The organism is Nonomuraea sp. NPDC001684, assembly GCF_053596515.1.
Genome location: NZ_JBSFGJ010000037.1, coordinates 1 through 17,066, shown reverse-complemented (window position 1 = coordinate 17,066; position 17,066 = coordinate 1). Strand labels below are relative to the sequence as shown.

Here is a 17,066-nt window from a genome sequence, read left to right as displayed (position 1 = left end):
TGGGCGAGCCGGGCCGTCCCGGCTCGCCCGTCAGTCCGCCAACAGGGGGATGACCTCGGCGCCGATGCGGCGCACGTCCTCCAGGGCCCGCCGGTGGTCGCCGATGCCCTCCACGGTCAGGATCACGTGCTCGATCCCGGTGCTCTCGGCCGTGCGGCGCAGCACCTCGGCGCAGTGGGCGGGCGTGCCTACCGGATGGATGCGCGTCAGCAGGTCGACGTAGGCGGTGACGTCCCGCGAGGGGCGTGGCCGGCCGTCCACCGGCAGGTAACCGGCCAGCCCCGGGCCCAGCCAGGCGGGCATCGACTCCTTCAGCTCCCGGACGGCCGCCTCGGTCGAGTCGGCCACGTGCGCCACCCCGGCCGCCAGGTGTCCCGCCGGGCTCCCGCCCCGCGCGACGTGCTCGGCGACCAGCAGGGCCTTGTCGTGGTCGCCGATGTGCATGCCGAGCAGCATCGGCAGCCCGCGCTCGGCCGCCAGCGCCACCGTCGAGCCCGACGTGCACGCCACCACGGGCCGCAGCCGGGCCCGCGGCACCAGGGCGACCTGCCTGAACAGGAAGAACTCCCCCTCGGCCGCCACCGACCCCGTGGACAGGGCCTCGACCAGCAGGTCGAGCGACTCGGCGAAGCCCCGCTCGAACCGGTCGAGCCCGGTGCCGAACACCTCCAGGTCGACCCACGGGCCGCCCCTGCCGACGCCGGGCGTGAACCGCCCGCCCGACAGGTGGTGGAGCATGGCCGCCTGCTCGGCCAGCGCCACGGGATGCTGGGACGACAGCACGCTCACCGCCGTGCCGAGCCCGATCCGGCTGGTGCGCCCCGCCGCCACGGCGGCCAGCGTGACCGCCGACGGACACACGCCGTAGGACATGAAGTGGTGCTCGGCGATCCAGGCGTCGTGGAACCCGGCCGCCTCGGCGGCCTCGATCAGCTCCACCGAGTTCCGCAGGACCTGCCCTGGATCCTGGCCGGGAAAGCAGGCCGCGATGACGAAGATCCCGATCCGCACTCCCCCGATCCTACGGCTCAGCCGAACAGCGCGGCCTGCCCTTCACCCACGAGCGGATCCCTGACCTGCTTCAGATGCCGCCACTGCGGCAGGTCGTCCAGGTAGGACCAGGAGAGCCGGTGGTGCGGTGTGGGGCCGAGCCGGGCCAGGGCGTCCTGGTGGGCGGGCGAGGGGTATCCGGCGTTCTCCGCGAAGCCGTACTCCTCATGCCCGATCGTGCCCATGTAGGCGTCCCGCCGCACCTTGGCCAGGACCGAGGCCGCCGCGACCGAGACGCTGGCCGCGTCGCCCTTGATCTCCAGGCGGACCGGCCAGGGTGCGCCGATGTAGTCGTGCTTGCCGTCGAGGATCACGGCGTCGGGGCGCACCGGCAGGGCTTCCAGCGCCCGGCGGGCGGCCCTGCGCAGCGCCTCGGTCATGCCGAGCGCGTCGATCTCGGCGTGGCTCGCCTCGCCGAACCCGATGCCGGCCGCCCATGCGGTCAGCTCGTCGGCGAGCGGGCCGCGTTTGGCGGCCGAGACCTGCTTGGAGTCGGTCAGGCCGGGCGGCGGCTCGGACAGATCGGTCACGACGGCGCAGACCGTCACCGGCCCCGCCCACGCGCCCCTGCCCACCTCGTCGACGCCCGCGACCGTGCGGGTGCTCGGCATGGACAGCAGGAGCTGCTCGATCTCGTACGTCGGCGCCATGGGCAGACGCTACCGCTCGGCCGGGGTCACCGGTTCCAGATCGCCGGCGATGTACCGGGCGGCCACGTGGATCGCCCGCAACGTCACCGACACCGACGGCCGGTGCACGCTGGACCTGCGGGCGACCGCGTGCACGTCGCGGCCGACCGGGTTGCCGGGGAACTCCCTGACCGCCAGCCCGCGCACCCCGGCGGCCAGCGCGAGCGCGGGCACCGCGGCGATGCCGATGCCCTTGGCGACGAGGGACAGGATCGTCCCGAGCCCCTCGAACTCCCAGGGCGTCGGCCGGGTGCCGCCGACGTCCACGAACAGCCGGTCCACGGCCAGGCGCGAGGGCTCGCCGTCGGGGGTGGCCATCCACGGCTCGTCGCGCAGCTCGCGCAGGTCGAGCGGCACCCCGGGGTCGGCCAGCCGGTGCCTGCGCGGCACGACGAGCACGATGGGGTCGCGCAGCAGGGGGAAGACCCGCAGGCTCTCGCTCTCGCGGACCGACCCGTACCAGTCGTCGACGAGGGCGATGTCCACCTCCCCCGCCTGGACCTCCCGCATGCCGCGCCCCGACCTGCTCTGGCCCAGGCGGAGCGTCAGCTCGGTGTGGCGGCGCAGCGAACGCGCGAGCGCCGGCGCGAATGCCACGGCCGCTGTGGGGAAGGCGGTGACGACGACGCGCCCCGAGGGGGTGCCCGCATGGGCGGAGAGGTCGGACTCGGCCTCCTCGACCATTGACAGGATGCGTTCGGCGTGCTGGACGAGCCGGCGTCCGGCGTCGGTCAGCTCCGCGCTGCGCGCGGTTCTGTCGATCAGCGCGGTGCCGGTCTCCCGTTCCAGCGCCGCGAGCTGCTGGGAGACGGCCGAGGGGCTGTAGCCCAGAGACTCGGCGGCGGCCGCGATGCTGCCCCGGCGAGCGAACTCACAGATCAGCGCCAAGCGCCGGAATTCGAGCATCAGACTTCCTTACGCCTACCCACAAAAAGCCTCGCTTGTACTGATGCCTTCATACAACCACCCTGGGAACGTGACAAACATGACCGTGACCTTGTCCGCCACCTTGGCGGCGAACGAAGACATCGAACGAAGACGGCGCGCTGGGGAACGCGTGCTGCACCTGGCCTTCGGCGAGGCCGGTCTGCCCGTCCACCCGGCGCTGCGCGACAAGCTGGCCGCCGCTTCCGAGCGCAACGGCTACGGGCCGGTCGCGGGCGCGTCCGGGCTCCGGGCCGCGGCAGCGGGCTACTGGACACGACGGGGGCTCCTGACCGACCCCGAGCTGGTCGTCTGCGGACCTGGCAGCAAGTCGCTGCTGTACGGCCTGCTCCTGGCGATCGGCGGCGACATCGTCCTGCCCATGCCCAGCTGGGTCAGCTACGCCGCGCAGGCCGATCTGGTGGGCTCCCGTCCCATCCTGGTGCCCGCACCGCCAGGAGAGGGCGGGGTGCCCGACCCCGACCTGGTCGTCGCGGCGGTCCGCAAGGCCCGGTCGGCGGGCAGGACGGTCAGCTCCCTGCTGGTCACGCTGCCCGACAACCCGACCGGCCGGCTGGCCACGCCGGAGACCGTCGCCCGCCTGGCGGCCGTGGCCCGCGAGCTGGACCTGATCGTGATCTCCGACGAGATCTACCGCGACCTGGTCCACGACGAGTCGGCCGGCTACACCTCGCCGGCCGACCTCGCGCCCGAGCGCACGATCATCACCACCGGGCTGAGCAAGAGCCTGGCGCTCGGCGGGTGGCGGATCGGCGTGGCCCGGCTGCCCGAGGGCGCGCACGGGCTGCGTACCCGGCTGCTGGCGGTGGCCAGCGAGATCTGGTCGGCGCCGGCCGCGCCCGTCCAGGAGGCCGCGTCCTACGCCTTCGACGAGCCGCGCGAGCTGACCGACCGGGTCGCCGGCAGCCGGAGGTTGCACGGCATCGTGGCGCGGGCCGTCCACGAGCGGTTCACGGAGATCGGCGCCTCGGTGCCGCGACCCCAGGGAGGCTTCTACCTCTATCCCGACCTGAGCCACCTCAGGCTCGGCGGCTCCGCCGAGATCACCCGGATCCTGCTGGACGAGCACGGCATCGGCGTCCTGCCCGGACACGCCTTCGGCGACGACCCGTCGGCCGCCCGGGTACGCGTGGCGGTGAGCCTGCTCTACGGCGACTCGCCCGAAGAACGACTGACCGCGCTGAACAGCACAGATCCCCTTCAACTGCCATGGATCGCAGCCAATCTGAACCATCTGTCCATGGGTCTGAAGGAGCTCGCTCTGGTCCGTCACGGCGTCGTGGGTGAACGTCACCCGGCGCTGGTGCCGGCACCATGTCACGGTTAGGCGAATCTTTCCCCAAGAGCTGGTTTACCATCCACCAAATCAGCCCTCTGACCTGCGGAAACACCGCACATCCAGAAACCCGGGAAAGATGGCTTCGAGAGCCTGGTTACGCGCGCGCCGCGCGAGCCTCATCATGTGCTCATGCCCGCTCTTGTCACCTTGTCCGGGCGCTCCGTGCGCCTGGAACCTCTCAGCCACGCGGTGATCGACGATCTCGTCGCCGCGGCGAGTGAAGACCGCTCCACTTACGCCTTCACTCGCGTCCCGGACGGCCGGGACGAGATGGTCTCCTATGTGGAGGCCGCCATGGCTGAGCAGGCGGAGGGCCGCACGCTGCCCTTCGCCATCCGGTGGCTGAACACCGACCGCGTGGTCGGTGCCACCCGTCTCATGCACCTGGAGTATTGGCAGGGCCCCATGCCCTGGCCTCCGGGTACACGGGGTGCGGTGGGCGACATCCCGTCCGTGGCGGACATCGGTTACACCTGGCTGGGCGCCTGCGCCCAGGGCACCGGCGTCAACCGGGAGAGCAAGTTCCTCATGCTCTCACTCGCCTTCGAGACCTGGAACGTCCACCGCATCACACTCAAGGCAGATGTCAGGAACGTCCGATCCCGGGCCGCCATCGAGGCCCTCGGCGCACACTTCGACGGGGTGCGGCGAGCGGATAGCCGAGGCGCCGACAATACGGTCCGAGATACGGCCTTCTACTCGATCCTGAACTCCGAATGGCCGCTCGTCCGAGAACGGCTGGCCATGCGGCTCGGACTGGTAGAGGCAGCGTAGGAACATCGGCAACGGCCCCGCCCATACTTTTCCGGGCGGGGCCTGTATTTTTCCGCGTCCCCATCGGCTCTACATGACACGCCCCCGTGTCGGTGCGCCATGTACGGCCTGCCATCAGCATGCGGAGGCATGGTCAACACCTGATCAAAGGCGGATCAACGGTGTGTTCCGGCGATCAGCCCAGTTCTAGGTGGTAAGCGGTACTGGATCTATCATTTGGACACAAATCGTTCCATTGCCCGGGAGACAGACGGCATGGCTGGTCAGAGCGTTGAGGGCGGGCTGCGGTTCGCCGTGCTCGGTCCCGTCCGCGCGTGGCGCGAGGGGCAGGAACTCGACCTGGGCACCCCGCTGCAACGTTCGATCCTCGGCATGCTGCTCCTGCGGGAGGGCCGCGCGGTCACCCCCGCCGAGATGATCGACGCCGTGTGGGGCGAGGACGCGCCGCCCCGCGCCCTGGGCGCGCTGCGCACCTACGTCTCCCGCCTGCGCACGGTGCTCGAACCCGACAGGCCCGCCCGCTCCCGTCCCGAGCTGCTGACCTCCATCGGCCGGGGCTACGCCCTCCGCCTGCCCGACGACGCGCTCGACCTGACCCGCTTCGAACGCGGCCTCGCCGAGGCCGAGACCGCCCGCAAGGCCGGCCGGCTCTCCGCCGCCGCCGAGGGCATGCGGGCCGCGCTGACCCTGTTCGAGGGCGAGCCGCTGGCCGGCGCCGTCGGCCCGTACGCCGAGCACCAGCGCGACCGCCTGGCCGAACGCCGCGTCAGCGTCATCGAGACGCTCATGGACCTCGACCTGGAGCTGGGCGGGCACGCCGCGGTCGTGTCCGAGCTGATCGCGCTCACCGCCGAGCACCCCCTGCGCGAACGGCTGCGCGCCCAGCTCATGCTGGCCTACTACCGGTGCGGACGGCAGGGCGACGCCCTCAACGTGTTCACCGAGACCCGCGAGGCGCTCATCGACGAGCTGGGCATCGAGCCCGGCAGCGAGCTGACCGCCCTCCACCAGCGCATCCTGGCCGCCGACCCGGCTCTCACCCTCGTGCCGCCGCCCGCCGCCCCGGCCGAGCAGGCCGCCGGCGAGCCCGCGGCCGAGGAGGAGCCGCCCGCGCTCGAACTGCCCCGCCCGGCGCAGCTCCCGGCCGCGGTCAGCGACTTCACCGGGCGCAGGGAGGTGGCCGTCCGCGTCCACACCCTGCTGTCCGCGCAGTCGTCGGCCGAGGGCGTGCCGGTGGTGGCGTTGTGCGGCATCGGCGGCGTCGGCAAGACCACGCTGGCCGTCCACGTGGCGCACGCGGCCGACGACCTGTTCCCCGACGGGCAGCTCTACGCCGACCTGCGCGGCCACAGCGACGAGGTGACCGCTCCGGAGTCGGCGCTCGGCGGCTTCCTGCGCGCGCTCGGCATCCCACCCGACGTCATCCCCGACGGCCTGGCCGAACGTTCGGCGCTCTACCGCTCGCTGCTGTCCGACCGGCGCATCCTCGTGCTGCTGGACAACGCCCGCGACGCCGACCAGGTCAGCCCGCTGCTGCCGGGCTCGCCGGGCTGCGCGACGATCGTCACCAGCCGGGCCAAGCTGGCCGACCTGCCCGCGGCCCGGCTGATCGACCTCGACGTCATGGAGCCGGACGAGGCGCTGTCGCTGTTCTCCTCCGTGGCCGGGCCCGAGCGGGTGGCCGCCGAGCACGGCGCCGCCATGGACGTGGTCGCCGCCTGCGGTTTCCTGCCGCTGGCCGTCCGGATCGTGGCCGCCCGGCTGGCCGCCCGCCCCTCCTGGACGGTCGCCTCCCTGGTGCCCAGGCTGGCCGACGAGCAGCGCCGCCTCGACGAGCTGCGCGTGGGCAACCTGGCCGTCGAGGCCACCTTCGCGCTCGGCTACGGCCAGCTCGAACCGGCCCAGGCCCGCGCCTTCCGCCTGCTGTCCCTGCCGAAGGGCCCCGACATCTCGATCGGGGCCGCCGCGGCCGTCCTGGCGATGAACATGTACGAGGCCGAGGAGCTGCTGGAGTCGCTGGTCGACATGAGCCTCCTGGAGGCCACCGCGCCCGGCCGCTACCGCTTCCACGATCTGCTCAGGCTGTTCGCCAGGCGCGTCCTGGACAAGACCGAGCGTCCCGAGGACAAGACGCTGGCGCTGCGCCGGCTGCTCGGCTTCTACCTGGCCTCGTCCCGGTCCGCCCACCGGCTGGCCTACGAGGGCAGCATGATCCCCGACAACCTGGCCGTGGTCGGCAGCGGGCTCACCTTCACCACCGTCGACGAGGCCGTGGCCTGGCTGATCTCCGAGGGCGACTCGCTGTTCGCGGCCATCAACCAGGCCGCGACGACGTCCACCGCCGGCGAGCAGCTCCTGCCCGCCGCCGACATGCTGGTGGCCATGGAACCGCTGCTGGAGGCGGGCACCCACACCCGAGAGTTCGACCAGGGCACCCGCGCGGTGCTCGCCGCCGCGCTGAACCTGGGCGACGAGGCCAGCGAGCTGCGCTCCCGGTACGTGCTGGGCCGGGTGCTGTTCGCCGGCAACCAGCTCTCGGAGTCCGAGACCCATTTCCGCCGCGTGTACGAGCTCTCCGACACCCGCGGCGAGAAGATCGTCACCGGCGAGGTGCTCAACGCGCTGGCCGTCGTCGTCGGCCGGCAGCGCCGCCACACCGAGGCCCTCACCCTGTTCGACGCCGCCTCCCGCTACTACCGCGAGAACGGCGTCCCCGCCGGCGAGGCCCTGGTGCTCAGCTACTCGGCCCGCGACCACCTGGGCCTCGGCCACGCCGAGGACGCCATCGCCGCGGCGGAGAAGGGCCTGGCCATCTTCACCGAGATCGGCAGCGGCGCCGGCACCGCCCGCGCCCGCTACCACCTGGGCATCGTGCTCAGCCGGGTCGGCCGGCTCACCGAGGCGGTGCACCACCACGCCGAGTGCCTGGCCTTCTTCCGCTCCAGCAAGCAGCGGGTCTGGGAGCAACGCGTGTGCTCCCGGCTGGCCGAGACGTTCATCGCCGCCGGGCGCTACCCCGACGCCGTACGCCACGCCGAGCAGGCGCTCATGGTCTCGCGCGAGATCGGCCATCCCTACGGCGAGGCGCTCTCGCTCACCGTGCTCGGCCGGGCGCTACGCGGACTGGGCAGCGTCGCGCGGAGCCTCGACTGCCTCAGGCAGGCCTACGACGTCTTCACCAGGCTCGGCGCCCCCGAGGCCGGCGACCTGAAGCTCCTGCTGGACAGCGTCGCCGTCGAGCGGTCCGTCGTCGAGTCCTGAGTACAGCTCGTCGTCCAGACGTGTCATCCACACATGGTTGATCAAGGCTGTCCTTAGTCAATGCCGATGGCAGCCCGGCCGGTCATCCTGACCGCCACGCGTCGCCAGGGGGCCCGGTCATCCGGATGCTTCGCGTGACGGCTAGCCGCCTCACACAGACGACCGGCCGGACTCGACGCGGGCCTTCGAACCCCCCAGGCCCGCGTCTCGGTCAGAAGCCTCCACCGGCGCGGTCAACGTCGGATCAACGGTGAATCAAAGCAGGAAATAACCCTCGGCGATGAGCGGCCGGATCGCGTCGGCGTTGGGGATCTCGCCGTCGCCGACCAGCTCGGCGATCACGTTGAGCAGCGGCCCGAGCGCCAGCTCGCCGTCGCACACGCCGGCCAGGGCGGCCTCGACGGTGCCGACCTCCCTGCTGCGCCGCAGCCCCTGCGTCTGGCGCAGCACGATGCGGATCGGGTCCTCGGCGCCGGGCAGGCCGACGCGTTCGTCGAGCACCCCGTCGGCCGTGCGCAGCAGCGCCGCGTCGAGGTCGGCGGCGCGGTGGGCGGCGGCGATGGAGTCGAGCACGTCGTCGACGTAGTCGCCGACCGGCAGGGCCACCTGGTGGGGCAGGTGCTCCACGCGCACGACCGGGTCGAGGGTGCCCGAGTTGCGCATGGTGATCCAGCCGAAGCCGATGCCCTCAACCTTGCGCTCGTCGAACCAGGCCAGCCACCGGTCGTAGTGGTCGGTGTAGCCCTTGGTGCCCTGCTCGGCCGCGTCCTTGAGCCACAGCTCGACGTATTCGGCCGGATCCTGCACGTCACGCTGGACGACCCAGGCGTCGCAGCCGGTCTCGCGCAGCCAGCCGCCGACCCGGTCGTGCCAGTCCTCGCCCTCGACGTGCAGCCAGTTGGCCAGGAAGTGGGCCTGCCCGTCGGGCGCGAGGTGGCGCGGGGTGCGCCGGACCAGGTCGCGGCAGAAGTCGTCGGCCTCGCCGCCGGACTCGCGGTAGGTCAGCGTGCGCTCGGCCCCGGGGGCGATGACGAACGGCGGGTTGCTGACGACCAGGTCGAACAGCTCGCCCTCGACCGGCTCGAACATCGACCCCACCCGCGCGTCGACGCCCGTCACGCCGGACAGCTCCCAGCTCAGCCGGGCCAGCTCCACGGCGCGCGGGTTGAGGTCGGTGGCCACCACCTGCTCGGCCCGCCCGTCGAGGTGGAGCACCTGGACGCCGCAGCCCGTGCCGAGGTCGAGCGCGCGCGTGACGGGCCGGCGGCTGACGAGCTGGGCCAGGTTGGCCGAGGCGCCCCCGGCCCCCACGACGTGGTCGGCCCGCAGCGCCGGGTCGCCGGGCCGGACCTTGCGGTCGGAGACCACGTAGCCGCCGGTCTCCCACGGCTGGAGGTGCACGGTCGCCCTGATCAGGTCGCCGTCGGCCGACACCAGCCCCGACTCCAGGACGGCGGCCGGCACGGATTTGGCCGGCACCGGCACGCCGAGCCACCAGAGCCTGATCAGGGTGCCCAAGGGGTCGCCGTCGGCGGTCGCCCGCAGGGCCGGGACGAGCTCCTCCCGCGCCAGGGCCGAGGCCGCCATGGCGCCGAGCCGGTCGCGGACGCCGTCGATCGTGTAGCCGGTTTCGAGGAGGTGATGGCGCAGTCGTTCCACGGACACCATCCTTTCACCAGCCACCGACAGTGCTCATACTGTTACTTACGCACCCAAGCGTTCTGCAAGCCATGGACAAGTGGGTGGCGGTATCTCTAGGGGTGCAAGACGCCGTACCGAGGAGCGCGCCCCCATGCTGATCCCCTGCCTGGCCTGCGAGTCGCGATTCGGGCCCGACGAGTACTTCAACGCCTGCTCCGACTACAACCGGGGCCTGGACCTGGTCTCGTGGACCTGCCCGCGCTGCGGCAACCGCGACGACCTGCGGGTGCTGCCCGGCGAGCTGGGGTTCGGCTACCCCTCGCGCGGCAGGTTCGACGTGCACGACCGGCTGCGCGTGCCCGGCCTGCGCAGGCAGCGCGGCGACCTGCGGCTGGACATCTCCCTCGACCGCTCCCGCTGGCAGGTCAGGACGCGGATCCGGCAACCGGCCTGACCGGCGCGCACGCGTACGCGGGCGGCTCGCCGCGCAGCAGCCGCGCGATGTCCTCCACCAGCGCCTCCGCCAGCTCCTCCAGGCTCTCCCCGGTGGCCTCGCCGAGCCTGGGCGTGAGCACCACGTTCGGCAGCCTGGTCAGCGGGTGGGCCGGATCGAGCCATTCGCCCTCGAAGTGGTCGAGCCCGGCGCCGCCCACCTGCCCCTGGCGCAGCGCGTCCACCAGGGCGGTCAGGTCGTGCAGGGCGCCGCGCGAGGTGTTGAGGTAGATCGCGCCCTGGCGCATCGCGCCGAACTCGCTGTAGCCGAACAGGCCCCGCGTGTCCGCGGTCAGGGGCACGTGCAGCGACACCACGTCGGCCTCCGCCAGCAGCGCGGGCAGGGTGTGCGTGGCCTCGGGGACGTACGGGTCGCAGGTGACCACCCGCATGCCCAGCCCCTGGCAGCGCCAGCGCATGGCCCGGCCCACCCGGCCGAGGCCGACGATGCCGAACGTGCGTCCGGTGAGCCGTCTGCCGCGGTGGCGCTGGGCGGGGGGCACCCTGCCGCGATGGGCGCGGCCTCTGCGCACCTCACGGTCGGCGGTGACGATGTTCCTGCTGACCGCGAACAGCAGCGCGAGCGTCAGCTCGGCCACCGCCTCGGGGTCGCGGTCGGGGGCGTGCAGGACGGTGACCCCGCGTTCGGCGGCCAGGCGCAGGTCGACCCCCGTGGGGGCGCCGAGGCTGGCCACGATGTCGATGTGGAGTCCGAGCACCGAGGTGCGAACCTGGTCGCCGTCGGTGATGAGCACGTTCGCGCCGGTCTCGATGACCAGGTCGGCGAGCTGCTCGTCGGTGAAGCCGACGCTCGGCCGGGGAGGAGCCTCGGCCACGTCGGCGACCTCGCCCAGACGGGCGAGCGCGCTCTCCGGCAGGTCGGGCAGCACGAGCGCCCGAGGTCTTCTCACATTTGGACAATAACACCACAGACGGTACTCAGATCATTGCTCCCCGCGCTGGCGGAGACTCTGCCAGGCCGCCTCGCCCAGGCCCTTGATCTCTTCCTCGGTCGGGGTGTGCGCCCCGGCGAACCACAGGCGGCACATCTCCTGCGCCGGCCCGAGCCACAGGACGTAGCACATGGTGGCGTGGACGGGCTGGAGCTGCCCGTTCTTCATGTGCGGCTTCCACCAGTCGGAGACCTGGCGGAAGAACGCGCGCCTGGCCTCGGCCACCTCGGCGCCGCCCGGCTCGTGCTTGCGCGGCGGGCGCTCGCTGACCAGGATCCTGGCCCGCTCGGGGTGCTCGCCGGCCCAGCGCATGTGGAAGGCGACGACGGCCTCGATGCCGGCGCGGGCGTCGTCGTGCCGGACCAGCTCGGCGAGGAACTCCTGCTGGTAGGCGTCGAGGATCTCGGCGTACAGGACGCCGTAGACGTGCTCTTTGCTGGCGAAGTGGTGGTAGAAGCTGCCGACGCTTACACCGCTCTCCTCGCGCAGACTGGCCAGCGTGGTGGCCGAGACACCGTCCTGGCTGAAGCGGCGGAGGGCGCCCTCGATGATGCGGGTGCGGCCGTCGCGTCCGTTCTTGACACTCTTCACACTGTCAATGGTGTGCTACCAGAACGTTGTTCCGCAAATACTCCGGCCAGATCGATCATAGCGGTCACCTCGACCGTACCGGACGCGACCTTCATCTCGGCGTCCGGCCACAGCCTGCGGACGAGCCTGAGCACCCGCCGGTTCTCGCCCAGCACGTCCATCCCGACCGTGCGCGCCCCCCGCACGGCGGCCCTGAGCAGCAAGGTGTCGACGAGTCGCGGGCCGAGCCCGTTCCCCTGCCAGCGATCGGCCACGACGACGGCCACCTCGACGTCGGCGCAGCCGCCCCGGTAGCTCATGGCGTGCCCGACGATCTCGTCCCCGGCGGTGACGACGAGCGCGTCGCGGCGCTCGTCCAGGGTCAGCAGGGTGCGTACGAGGTGGGCGGCCGGGACGGTCACGCCGGTGAAGAAGCGCAGCGTCTGGGTCTGCAGCGACAACCCCGTCAGGAAGCGTCTGATCCGTTCCTCGTCGTCCGGGCGGACCGGGCGGATCTGGGTTCCGTGCATAGACTCAGCCTGCTTCTCGGAGCTGAGTCTGTCAATTGAACTCAGATATAATGCCGAGATGAACGTGCCGTTCCGATTGGGCTTCCGGGTGGACAACTGCTCGATCGAGCGCACCCTGGACATCGTCGGGGAGAAGTGGACCTTCCTGGTGCTGCGCGAGGCGTTCAGCGGCGTGCGCAGGTTCGCCGACATGCAGGCGGTCACCGGCGCGCCCCGCCAGGTGCTCAGCGCGCGCCTGGCCCGGCTGGTCGACGAGGGCCTGCTGCGCAAGGAGCCCTACCGCGAGCCCGGCCAGCGCCAGCGCGACGAATACCGGCTGACCGACAAGGGCCGCGACCTCTATCCGCTGCTCGTCGCGCTCATGCACTGGGGCGACAAATACCTGGCCGACGAGGAGGGCCCGCCGGTGCTGCTCACCCACCGCGACTGCGGCGCCCCCGTCGAGCTGCACTTCCGCTGCGCCGAGGGCCACGAGGTGGCCGGGCCGCGCGAGGTCACGCCGGTCCCCGGGCCGGGCCCCGGGGTGCGGAGCGTCTAGCGGGCGAGCCGCGTGAGGGAGCACCCGCCCCGGTGCCTAACCTTGAAGGCGTGTACCGGTTCCTGCTGACGCCCCGGTGGCTGGCGCTCCACGTCGTGGTGCTGCTGGTCATCCCCGCCTTCGTGTTCCTGGGCAGGTGGCAGTTCGGGCGTTTCGAGGAGCGGTCCGACAACAAGGACAGAGTGACCGCCAACATCGAGGCCGCCGCCGTCCCGCTCGACCGGCTCGCGGCTCCCGGCCGGCAGGTCGGCGAGGGCGACCGTTACCGCACGGTCGTCGCCTCCGGCACGTACGACAGCTCCCACGGCCTGCTCGTCCGCCGCCGCCCGCAGGAGGGCCGCAACGGCTTCTACGTCCTGACCCCGCTCGTCACCGGCGACGGCAGCGCCGTCATCGTCAACCGCGGCTGGATCCCGGCCGCCGCCAGCGCCGACGCGGCTCCCGAGGTCCCCCCTCCGCCCACCGGACAGGTAACTGTCACCGGGCGGCTACGTCAGAGCGAGACCGAAGACTCCACCGGCATCCGCGAGCGGTCCGGGCTGCCGGACGGCCAGGTGCTGCTGATCGACGCGGCCAAGATCGGGCAGCGCATGCCGTACCGGCTGGTGGGCGGCTATGTCGAGCTCACCGGGCAGCAGCCGCAGGCCGCCGCCGCGCCCGCTCTGGTGCCCGCCCCCGACGTCGGCTCCGGCGGCGGCCTCAACCTGGCCTACGGGGTCCAATGGTGGCTGTTCATCGGCATCGCGATCGGCGGCTGGATCCTGCTGATCCGGCGCGAGGTGGCCGAGCGGAAGTCCGGGAAACCCGCCGGTGAGACGGCGGCGACCCAGGAAGCGGAAACCGCCGCCAACTAAGGTGTGAAGGGTGATCCGCCACATTGAGTTCACCAATCTCCGCAACTTTCGTGACGTAGGTGGATATGCCACCGAGGACGGGCGCACCGTCCGGTGGCAGCGGCTCTACCGGGCCGACTCCCTGGGCTGGCTGGCCGGCGACGACCTGCGGGCCTTCCACGCACTGCGCGTGCGCACCGTGATCGACCTGAGGCATCCCGCCGAGGTCGAGCGGGCCGGCCGGGTGCCGGAGACCGAGGGGTTGCGCTACCGCAACCTGCCGATCGAGGGCCGTCCCTGGGACATCGCCCAGTTCAGCGAGGAGATCGGCGTCGAGCGCTACCTCGCCGACCGGTACCTGGAGGTGACCGAGGACGGCGTGGAGAACCTGCGCGCCGCCGTGGAGACGGTCGCCGTCGCGGACAACGCGCCGGTCGTCATCCACTGCGCGGTGGGCAAGGACCGCACCGGCCTGCTCACCGCGCTGATCCTCTCGCTCGTCGGCGTCGCCGAGGACGACATCGTCGCCGACTACGCCCTGACCGGCCTGGCGACCGAGCGCTTCATCGCCGACCAGCGCACCAGGCACCCGGACGCCCTGCTGTGGCCGGGGTTCGGCCGGGCCCCCGCCCGGGCCATGCGCCTGTTCCTGGACGACCTGATCGACCGGCACGGCTCCGTCGAGGGCTACGTCACCGGCGTGCTCCAGGTCGACCGGGCCACCATCGCCGAACTTCGCGAAAATCTCCTGACTGATTCGATCTCCCGCGGGTAGAAGGCGCCGGGGTCCGCAAGGGGCAGCATCCTCAAGGACCCCACAAGCCCGGGATCGCCCCCATCCCCCTCCAGGCGGTCCCGGGTACGAATGCATGGATACCCAACGGATACGTCGCAGCTTGTTCGACGTTATGCCGCCGTCGTACGGTTACCTGCGTGACTACGCCGCTGCTCCCCGACCCTGACCCCCGGCGGCGCGACTATGTGATCATCTCTGCCGACGATCACCTGATCGAGCCTCCTGACCTCTTCGAGGACAGGCTCCCGGAGAAATACGCCGACGTCGCGCCCAAGGTCGTGGAGACGGACGCCGGTCACCAGGTCTGGCGCTACGGCGGGGCCACGTACCCGTGCGCGGGCATCGACGTGGGCGCCGGGCTGCCGCGCGAGCAGTGGACCCTGGATCCGGTCAGGTTCGAGCAGATGCGTCCCGGCTGCCACGACATCGAGGCCCGCGTCCAGGACATGGACGTCGCCGGCATCTGGGCCGCGCTGTGCTTCCCCGGCATGCTGGCCGGCCAGGCGGGCATGCCGTTCGCCCGCACCCGCGACCAGGAGCTCGGCCTCGCCCTGGTCAAGGCGTGGAACGACTGGCACATCGACGTCTGGGCCGGCACCTACCCCGAGCGGATCATCGGCCTGCAACTGCCCTGGCTGCCCGATCCCGACATCGCCGCCAAGGAGATCAGGGCCAACGCCGCCCGCGGTTTCAAGGCCGTGGTCTTCCCCGAGTTCCCGACCAGGCTCAGGCTGCCGTCGATCCACACCGGCCACTGGGACCCGTTCTTCGCCGCCTGCGAGGAGACCGGCACGGTCGTGGCCCTGCACACCGGCGACTCCTCCTGGTCGCCCGTGCCCTCGCCCGACACGCCCATCGAGGCCATCACCACGCTGATGCCCACCAGCGCCATGTTCGCCTGCGCCGACTGGCTCTGGTCGGGCCTGCCGCTGCGTTTCCCCGGGCTGCGCATCCTCATCGTCGAGGGCGGCGTCGGCTGGCTGCCGATGCTGGCCGAGCGCGCCGACTACGCGCTCGACCACCCGGTCGCGGGCGAGGCCGCCTGGGACGGCGGCCTCAAGCCCAGCGAGGTGCTGCGCCGCAACTTCTTCTTCGGCACGCTCGACGACCACGCGCTGTCCGGCGTGCGGCTCGCGGTCGGCCTCGACCACGTGCTCCAGGAGAGCGGTTACCCGCACTCCGACTCGACCTGGCCCGACACCCAGAAGGCCGTGGCCGCGAACCTCGGCGCGCTGCCGCCCGCCGACATCGCCAGGGTCGCCTACGGCAACGCCGCCCGCCTGTTCGGGCACCCGCTGCCCTCGCGCGCCTGGTTGCGGATGGAGGAGATCTAACCCTCGTCCTCGACCAGCCTGGCCTGGATGACCTTGCGCTCGTGCTCGACGTAGCGACCGCTCTCGCCGAGCAGCGAGGCGATCAGCCACAGGAACACGCCGAAGTCGTCGGCCACCCCGACGAGCACCAGGAAGTCGGGGATGACGTCGATCGGCGACAGGATGTAGACCACGCCGAGCGCCATCAGGGCGAGCTTGCCCTTGCCCATGCCGTCGTAGCGGCCGCGGGTGACCGCGCCGATCATGCGCGGGATCGCCCGCACCCTGGTCAACATCCCCGGCGTGCCAGGCTTGGTCACCTCGCGGTACGTCCGCCACGCCGCCGCTGCCCGTGCTGCCTTCGCCATCATGAGGATCCTCCTACCCCCGGCTTCTCACGACATAACGCGTCAGCCGGGTGAGGGGTTCCTGACGATCAGCGCATGGCGGCGTGCTCGAACGGCCTGACCTGCTCGATCTGCGCGGCCACCCGGATCAGCAGATCCTCCCGTCCGGCCGCCGCCACGAGCTGCACGCCGACCGGCATGCCCGCCGCGTCCCTGTGCAGCGGCAGCGAGACGGCGGGCTGGCCGGTCGCGTTGATCGGCGAGGTGTAGGCCACCACCTGCGCGGTCCTGCCGAAGGCGGTGCTGAGATCGGCGGGCGGGATCCAGCCGAGCCGGAACGGCGCCGCCCCCGACGACGGCATCAGCAGCAGGTCGTTGCCCCCGGCCCACCAGGAGGCCATGCGGCGGCGGAAGCCGTCCACCCACTGGGTGGCCAGGATGTGGTCGGCCGCGCTGTTGGCGCGGGCGGCGGTGACCATGGCCGCGTTGCGCGGTTCGAGCTCGTGCAGCTCCACCGGCCTGCCACGGGCCGCGCCCAGGCTCACGACGTGCGCGGCGAGGTTGTTGGCGACGATGGCGCCGAAGTGCCGGGCGAACTCCGGCTCGGCGAGCGCCGGCGGGCCGCCGGGGGTCACGTCGTGACCGAGGCTCTCCAGCAGCGCCGCCGCCCCGGTGACGGCCTCGGCCAGGTCGGGGTCGGCGGGCACGTCCGGCCTCGGGTGGGCGGTCAGGAAGCCGATGCGCAGGCGTCCCGGGTCGGCGTGCAGTTCGGCGGTCAGGGGGCCGGGCAGCGCGGGGGCGTCGTAGGGGTCGCCCGGCTCGTAGCCGGAGACCGCGTCGAGCGCGGCCGCCGTGTCGCGCACGGTCCTGCTCACGAAGCCGGGGCAGGAGAAGCCGCTCCAGCCCTCGCCCATGGACGGGCCCATGCTCAGCCGCCCGCGCGTCGGCTTGAGCCCCACCAGGCCGCACAGCGAGGCCGGGACGCGGATCGAGCC

At 72.2% G+C, this 17,066-nt stretch carries 17 protein-coding genes; 8 read left to right on the top strand and 9 right to left on the bottom strand.

Going from position 1 to position 17,066, the window contains the following annotated elements; translation table 11 throughout:
• Positions 1-30 precede the first annotated feature (30 nt).
• Genes ACWCSD_RS10600 through ACWCSD_RS10590 form a run of 3 tightly spaced genes read right to left on the bottom strand, consistent with a single transcriptional unit; the run spans position 31 to position 2,645 of the window.
• A complete protein-coding gene (locus ACWCSD_RS10600) occupies positions 31-1,011 on the bottom strand; it encodes an LLM class flavin-dependent oxidoreductase (protein ID WP_449914047.1) in 981 nt (326 codons plus the stop codon).
• Positions 1,012-1,028: 17 nt separating this feature from the next.
• The gene (locus tag ACWCSD_RS10595) at positions 1,029-1,700 is read right to left on the bottom strand and encodes a ribonuclease HII (protein ID WP_397155255.1); all 672 of its coding nucleotides are present in this window, start codon (positions 1,698-1,700) and stop codon (positions 1,029-1,031) included.
• 9 nt (positions 1,701-1,709) lie between these two features.
• Positions 1,710-2,645: a LysR family transcriptional regulator gene (locus ACWCSD_RS10590; protein ID WP_397155253.1), complete on the bottom strand. Its 936-nt coding sequence runs from the start codon at positions 2,643-2,645 to the stop codon at positions 1,710-1,712.
• Between the two features lie 79 nt (positions 2,646-2,724).
• On the opposite strand from ACWCSD_RS10590, the gene ACWCSD_RS10585 reads away from it, so the two are divergent.
• From ACWCSD_RS10585 to ACWCSD_RS10575, 3 genes are all read left to right on the top strand, one after another.
• Entirely contained in the window at positions 2,725-4,011 is a 1,287-nt protein-coding gene (locus tag ACWCSD_RS10585; protein ID WP_449914045.1) for a pyridoxal phosphate-dependent aminotransferase, read from the top strand.
• Positions 4,012-4,152: 141 nt separating this feature from the next.
• Positions 4,153-4,797, top strand: a complete 645-nt coding sequence (locus ACWCSD_RS10580) for a GNAT family N-acetyltransferase (protein WP_352318377.1) — start codon at positions 4,153-4,155, stop codon at positions 4,795-4,797.
• 255 nt (positions 4,798-5,052) lie between these two features.
• A complete protein-coding gene (locus ACWCSD_RS10575; protein WP_449914043.1) occupies positions 5,053-8,058 on the top strand; it encodes an AfsR/SARP family transcriptional regulator in 3,006 nt (1,001 codons plus the stop codon).
• 255 nt (positions 8,059-8,313) lie between these two features.
• On the opposite strand, the gene ACWCSD_RS10570 is transcribed toward ACWCSD_RS10575, so the two are convergent.
• Positions 8,314-9,726, bottom strand: coding sequence for a DUF7059 domain-containing protein (locus ACWCSD_RS10570; protein ID WP_397155247.1), 1,413 nt, complete (start codon positions 9,724-9,726; stop codon positions 8,314-8,316).
• A gap of 124 nt (positions 9,727-9,850) precedes the next feature.
• On the opposite strand from ACWCSD_RS10570, the gene ACWCSD_RS10565 reads away from it, so the two are divergent.
• On the top strand, positions 9,851-10,153 hold the full coding sequence (locus ACWCSD_RS10565; RefSeq protein WP_352318383.1) for a hypothetical protein: 303 nt from the start codon (positions 9,851-9,853) through the stop codon (positions 10,151-10,153).
• Here ACWCSD_RS10565 and ACWCSD_RS10560 read toward each other — a convergent pair.
• The 3 genes from ACWCSD_RS10560 to ACWCSD_RS10550 are packed head-to-tail and all read right to left on the bottom strand — an operon-like array spanning position 10,125 to position 12,244.
• Positions 10,125-11,102, bottom strand: coding sequence for an NAD(P)-dependent oxidoreductase (locus ACWCSD_RS10560; RefSeq protein ID WP_387671706.1), 978 nt, complete (start codon positions 11,100-11,102; stop codon positions 10,125-10,127). The genes ACWCSD_RS10565 and ACWCSD_RS10560 overlap by 29 nt on opposite strands.
• Positions 11,103-11,135: 33 nt before the next feature.
• Entirely contained in the window at positions 11,136-11,735 is a 600-nt protein-coding gene (locus ACWCSD_RS10555; protein ID WP_352318387.1) for a TetR/AcrR family transcriptional regulator, read from the bottom strand.
• On the bottom strand, positions 11,732-12,244 hold the full coding sequence (locus ACWCSD_RS10550) for an N-acetyltransferase family protein (protein ID WP_449914039.1): 513 nt from the start codon (positions 12,242-12,244) through the stop codon (positions 11,732-11,734). The genes ACWCSD_RS10555 and ACWCSD_RS10550 overlap by 4 nt, the downstream gene beginning before the upstream one ends.
• 58 nt (positions 12,245-12,302) lie before the next feature.
• Between ACWCSD_RS10550 and ACWCSD_RS10545 the strand changes: the two genes are divergently transcribed.
• From ACWCSD_RS10545 to ACWCSD_RS10530, 4 genes are all read left to right on the top strand, one after another.
• The gene (locus ACWCSD_RS10545; RefSeq protein WP_397155244.1) at positions 12,303-12,782 is read left to right on the top strand and encodes a winged helix-turn-helix transcriptional regulator; all 480 of its coding nucleotides are present in this window, start codon (positions 12,303-12,305) and stop codon (positions 12,780-12,782) included.
• A 32-nt stretch (positions 12,783-12,814) separates the two neighbouring features.
• Positions 12,815-13,636 carry an SURF1 family cytochrome oxidase biogenesis protein gene (locus tag ACWCSD_RS10540; RefSeq protein WP_449914038.1) on the top strand — a complete coding sequence of 274 codons (822 nt, stop codon included), beginning with the start codon at positions 12,815-12,817 and terminating at the stop codon, positions 13,634-13,636.
• Between the two features lie 10 nt (positions 13,637-13,646).
• Positions 13,647-14,390, top strand: coding sequence for a tyrosine-protein phosphatase (locus ACWCSD_RS10535; protein WP_397155240.1), 744 nt, complete (start codon positions 13,647-13,649; stop codon positions 14,388-14,390).
• Between the two features lie 158 nt (positions 14,391-14,548).
• The gene (locus ACWCSD_RS10530) at positions 14,549-15,745 is read left to right on the top strand and encodes an amidohydrolase family protein (RefSeq protein ID WP_352362172.1); all 1,197 of its coding nucleotides are present in this window, start codon (positions 14,549-14,551) and stop codon (positions 15,743-15,745) included.
• Here ACWCSD_RS10530 and ACWCSD_RS10525 read toward each other — a convergent pair.
• Positions 15,742-16,095, bottom strand: coding sequence for a YkvA family protein (locus ACWCSD_RS10525; protein ID WP_397155238.1), 354 nt, complete (start codon positions 16,093-16,095; stop codon positions 15,742-15,744). The two genes, ACWCSD_RS10530 and ACWCSD_RS10525, sit on opposite strands and share 4 nt — an antisense overlap.
• Before the next feature lie 65 nt (positions 16,096-16,160).
• The coding region (locus tag ACWCSD_RS10520) for an amidase (RefSeq protein WP_449914036.1) at positions 16,161-17,066 on the bottom strand (906 nt) is incomplete at its 5' end.

Coding starts and splice junctions, on each gene's coding strand:
- ACWCSD_RS10595 (WP_397155255.1), bottom strand. CDS start 1,700: ATGGCGCCGACGTACGAGATCGAGCAGCTCCTGCTGTCCATGCCGAGC.
- ACWCSD_RS10590 (WP_397155253.1), bottom strand. CDS start 2,645: ATGCTCGAATTCCGGCGCTTGGCGCTGATCTGTGAGTTCGCTCGCCGG.
- ACWCSD_RS10585 (WP_449914045.1), top strand. CDS start 2,725: ATGACCGTGACCTTGTCCGCCACCTTGGCGGCGAACGAAGACATCGAA.
- ACWCSD_RS10580 (WP_352318377.1), top strand. CDS start 4,153: ATGCCCGCTCTTGTCACCTTGTCCGGGCGCTCCGTGCGCCTGGAACCT.
- ACWCSD_RS10575 (WP_449914043.1), top strand. CDS start 5,053: ATGGCTGGTCAGAGCGTTGAGGGCGGGCTGCGGTTCGCCGTGCTCGGT.
- ACWCSD_RS10570 (WP_397155247.1), bottom strand. CDS start 9,726: ATGGTGTCCGTGGAACGACTGCGCCATCACCTCCTCGAAACCGGCTAC.
- ACWCSD_RS10565 (WP_352318383.1), top strand. CDS start 9,851: ATGCTGATCCCCTGCCTGGCCTGCGAGTCGCGATTCGGGCCCGACGAG.
- ACWCSD_RS10550 (WP_449914039.1), bottom strand. CDS start 12,244: ATGCACGGAACCCAGATCCGCCCGGTCCGCCCGGACGACGAGGAACGG.
- ACWCSD_RS10545 (WP_397155244.1), top strand. CDS start 12,303: ATGAACGTGCCGTTCCGATTGGGCTTCCGGGTGGACAACTGCTCGATC.
- ACWCSD_RS10525 (WP_397155238.1), bottom strand. CDS start 16,095: ATGATGGCGAAGGCAGCACGGGCAGCGGCGGCGTGGCGGACGTACCGC.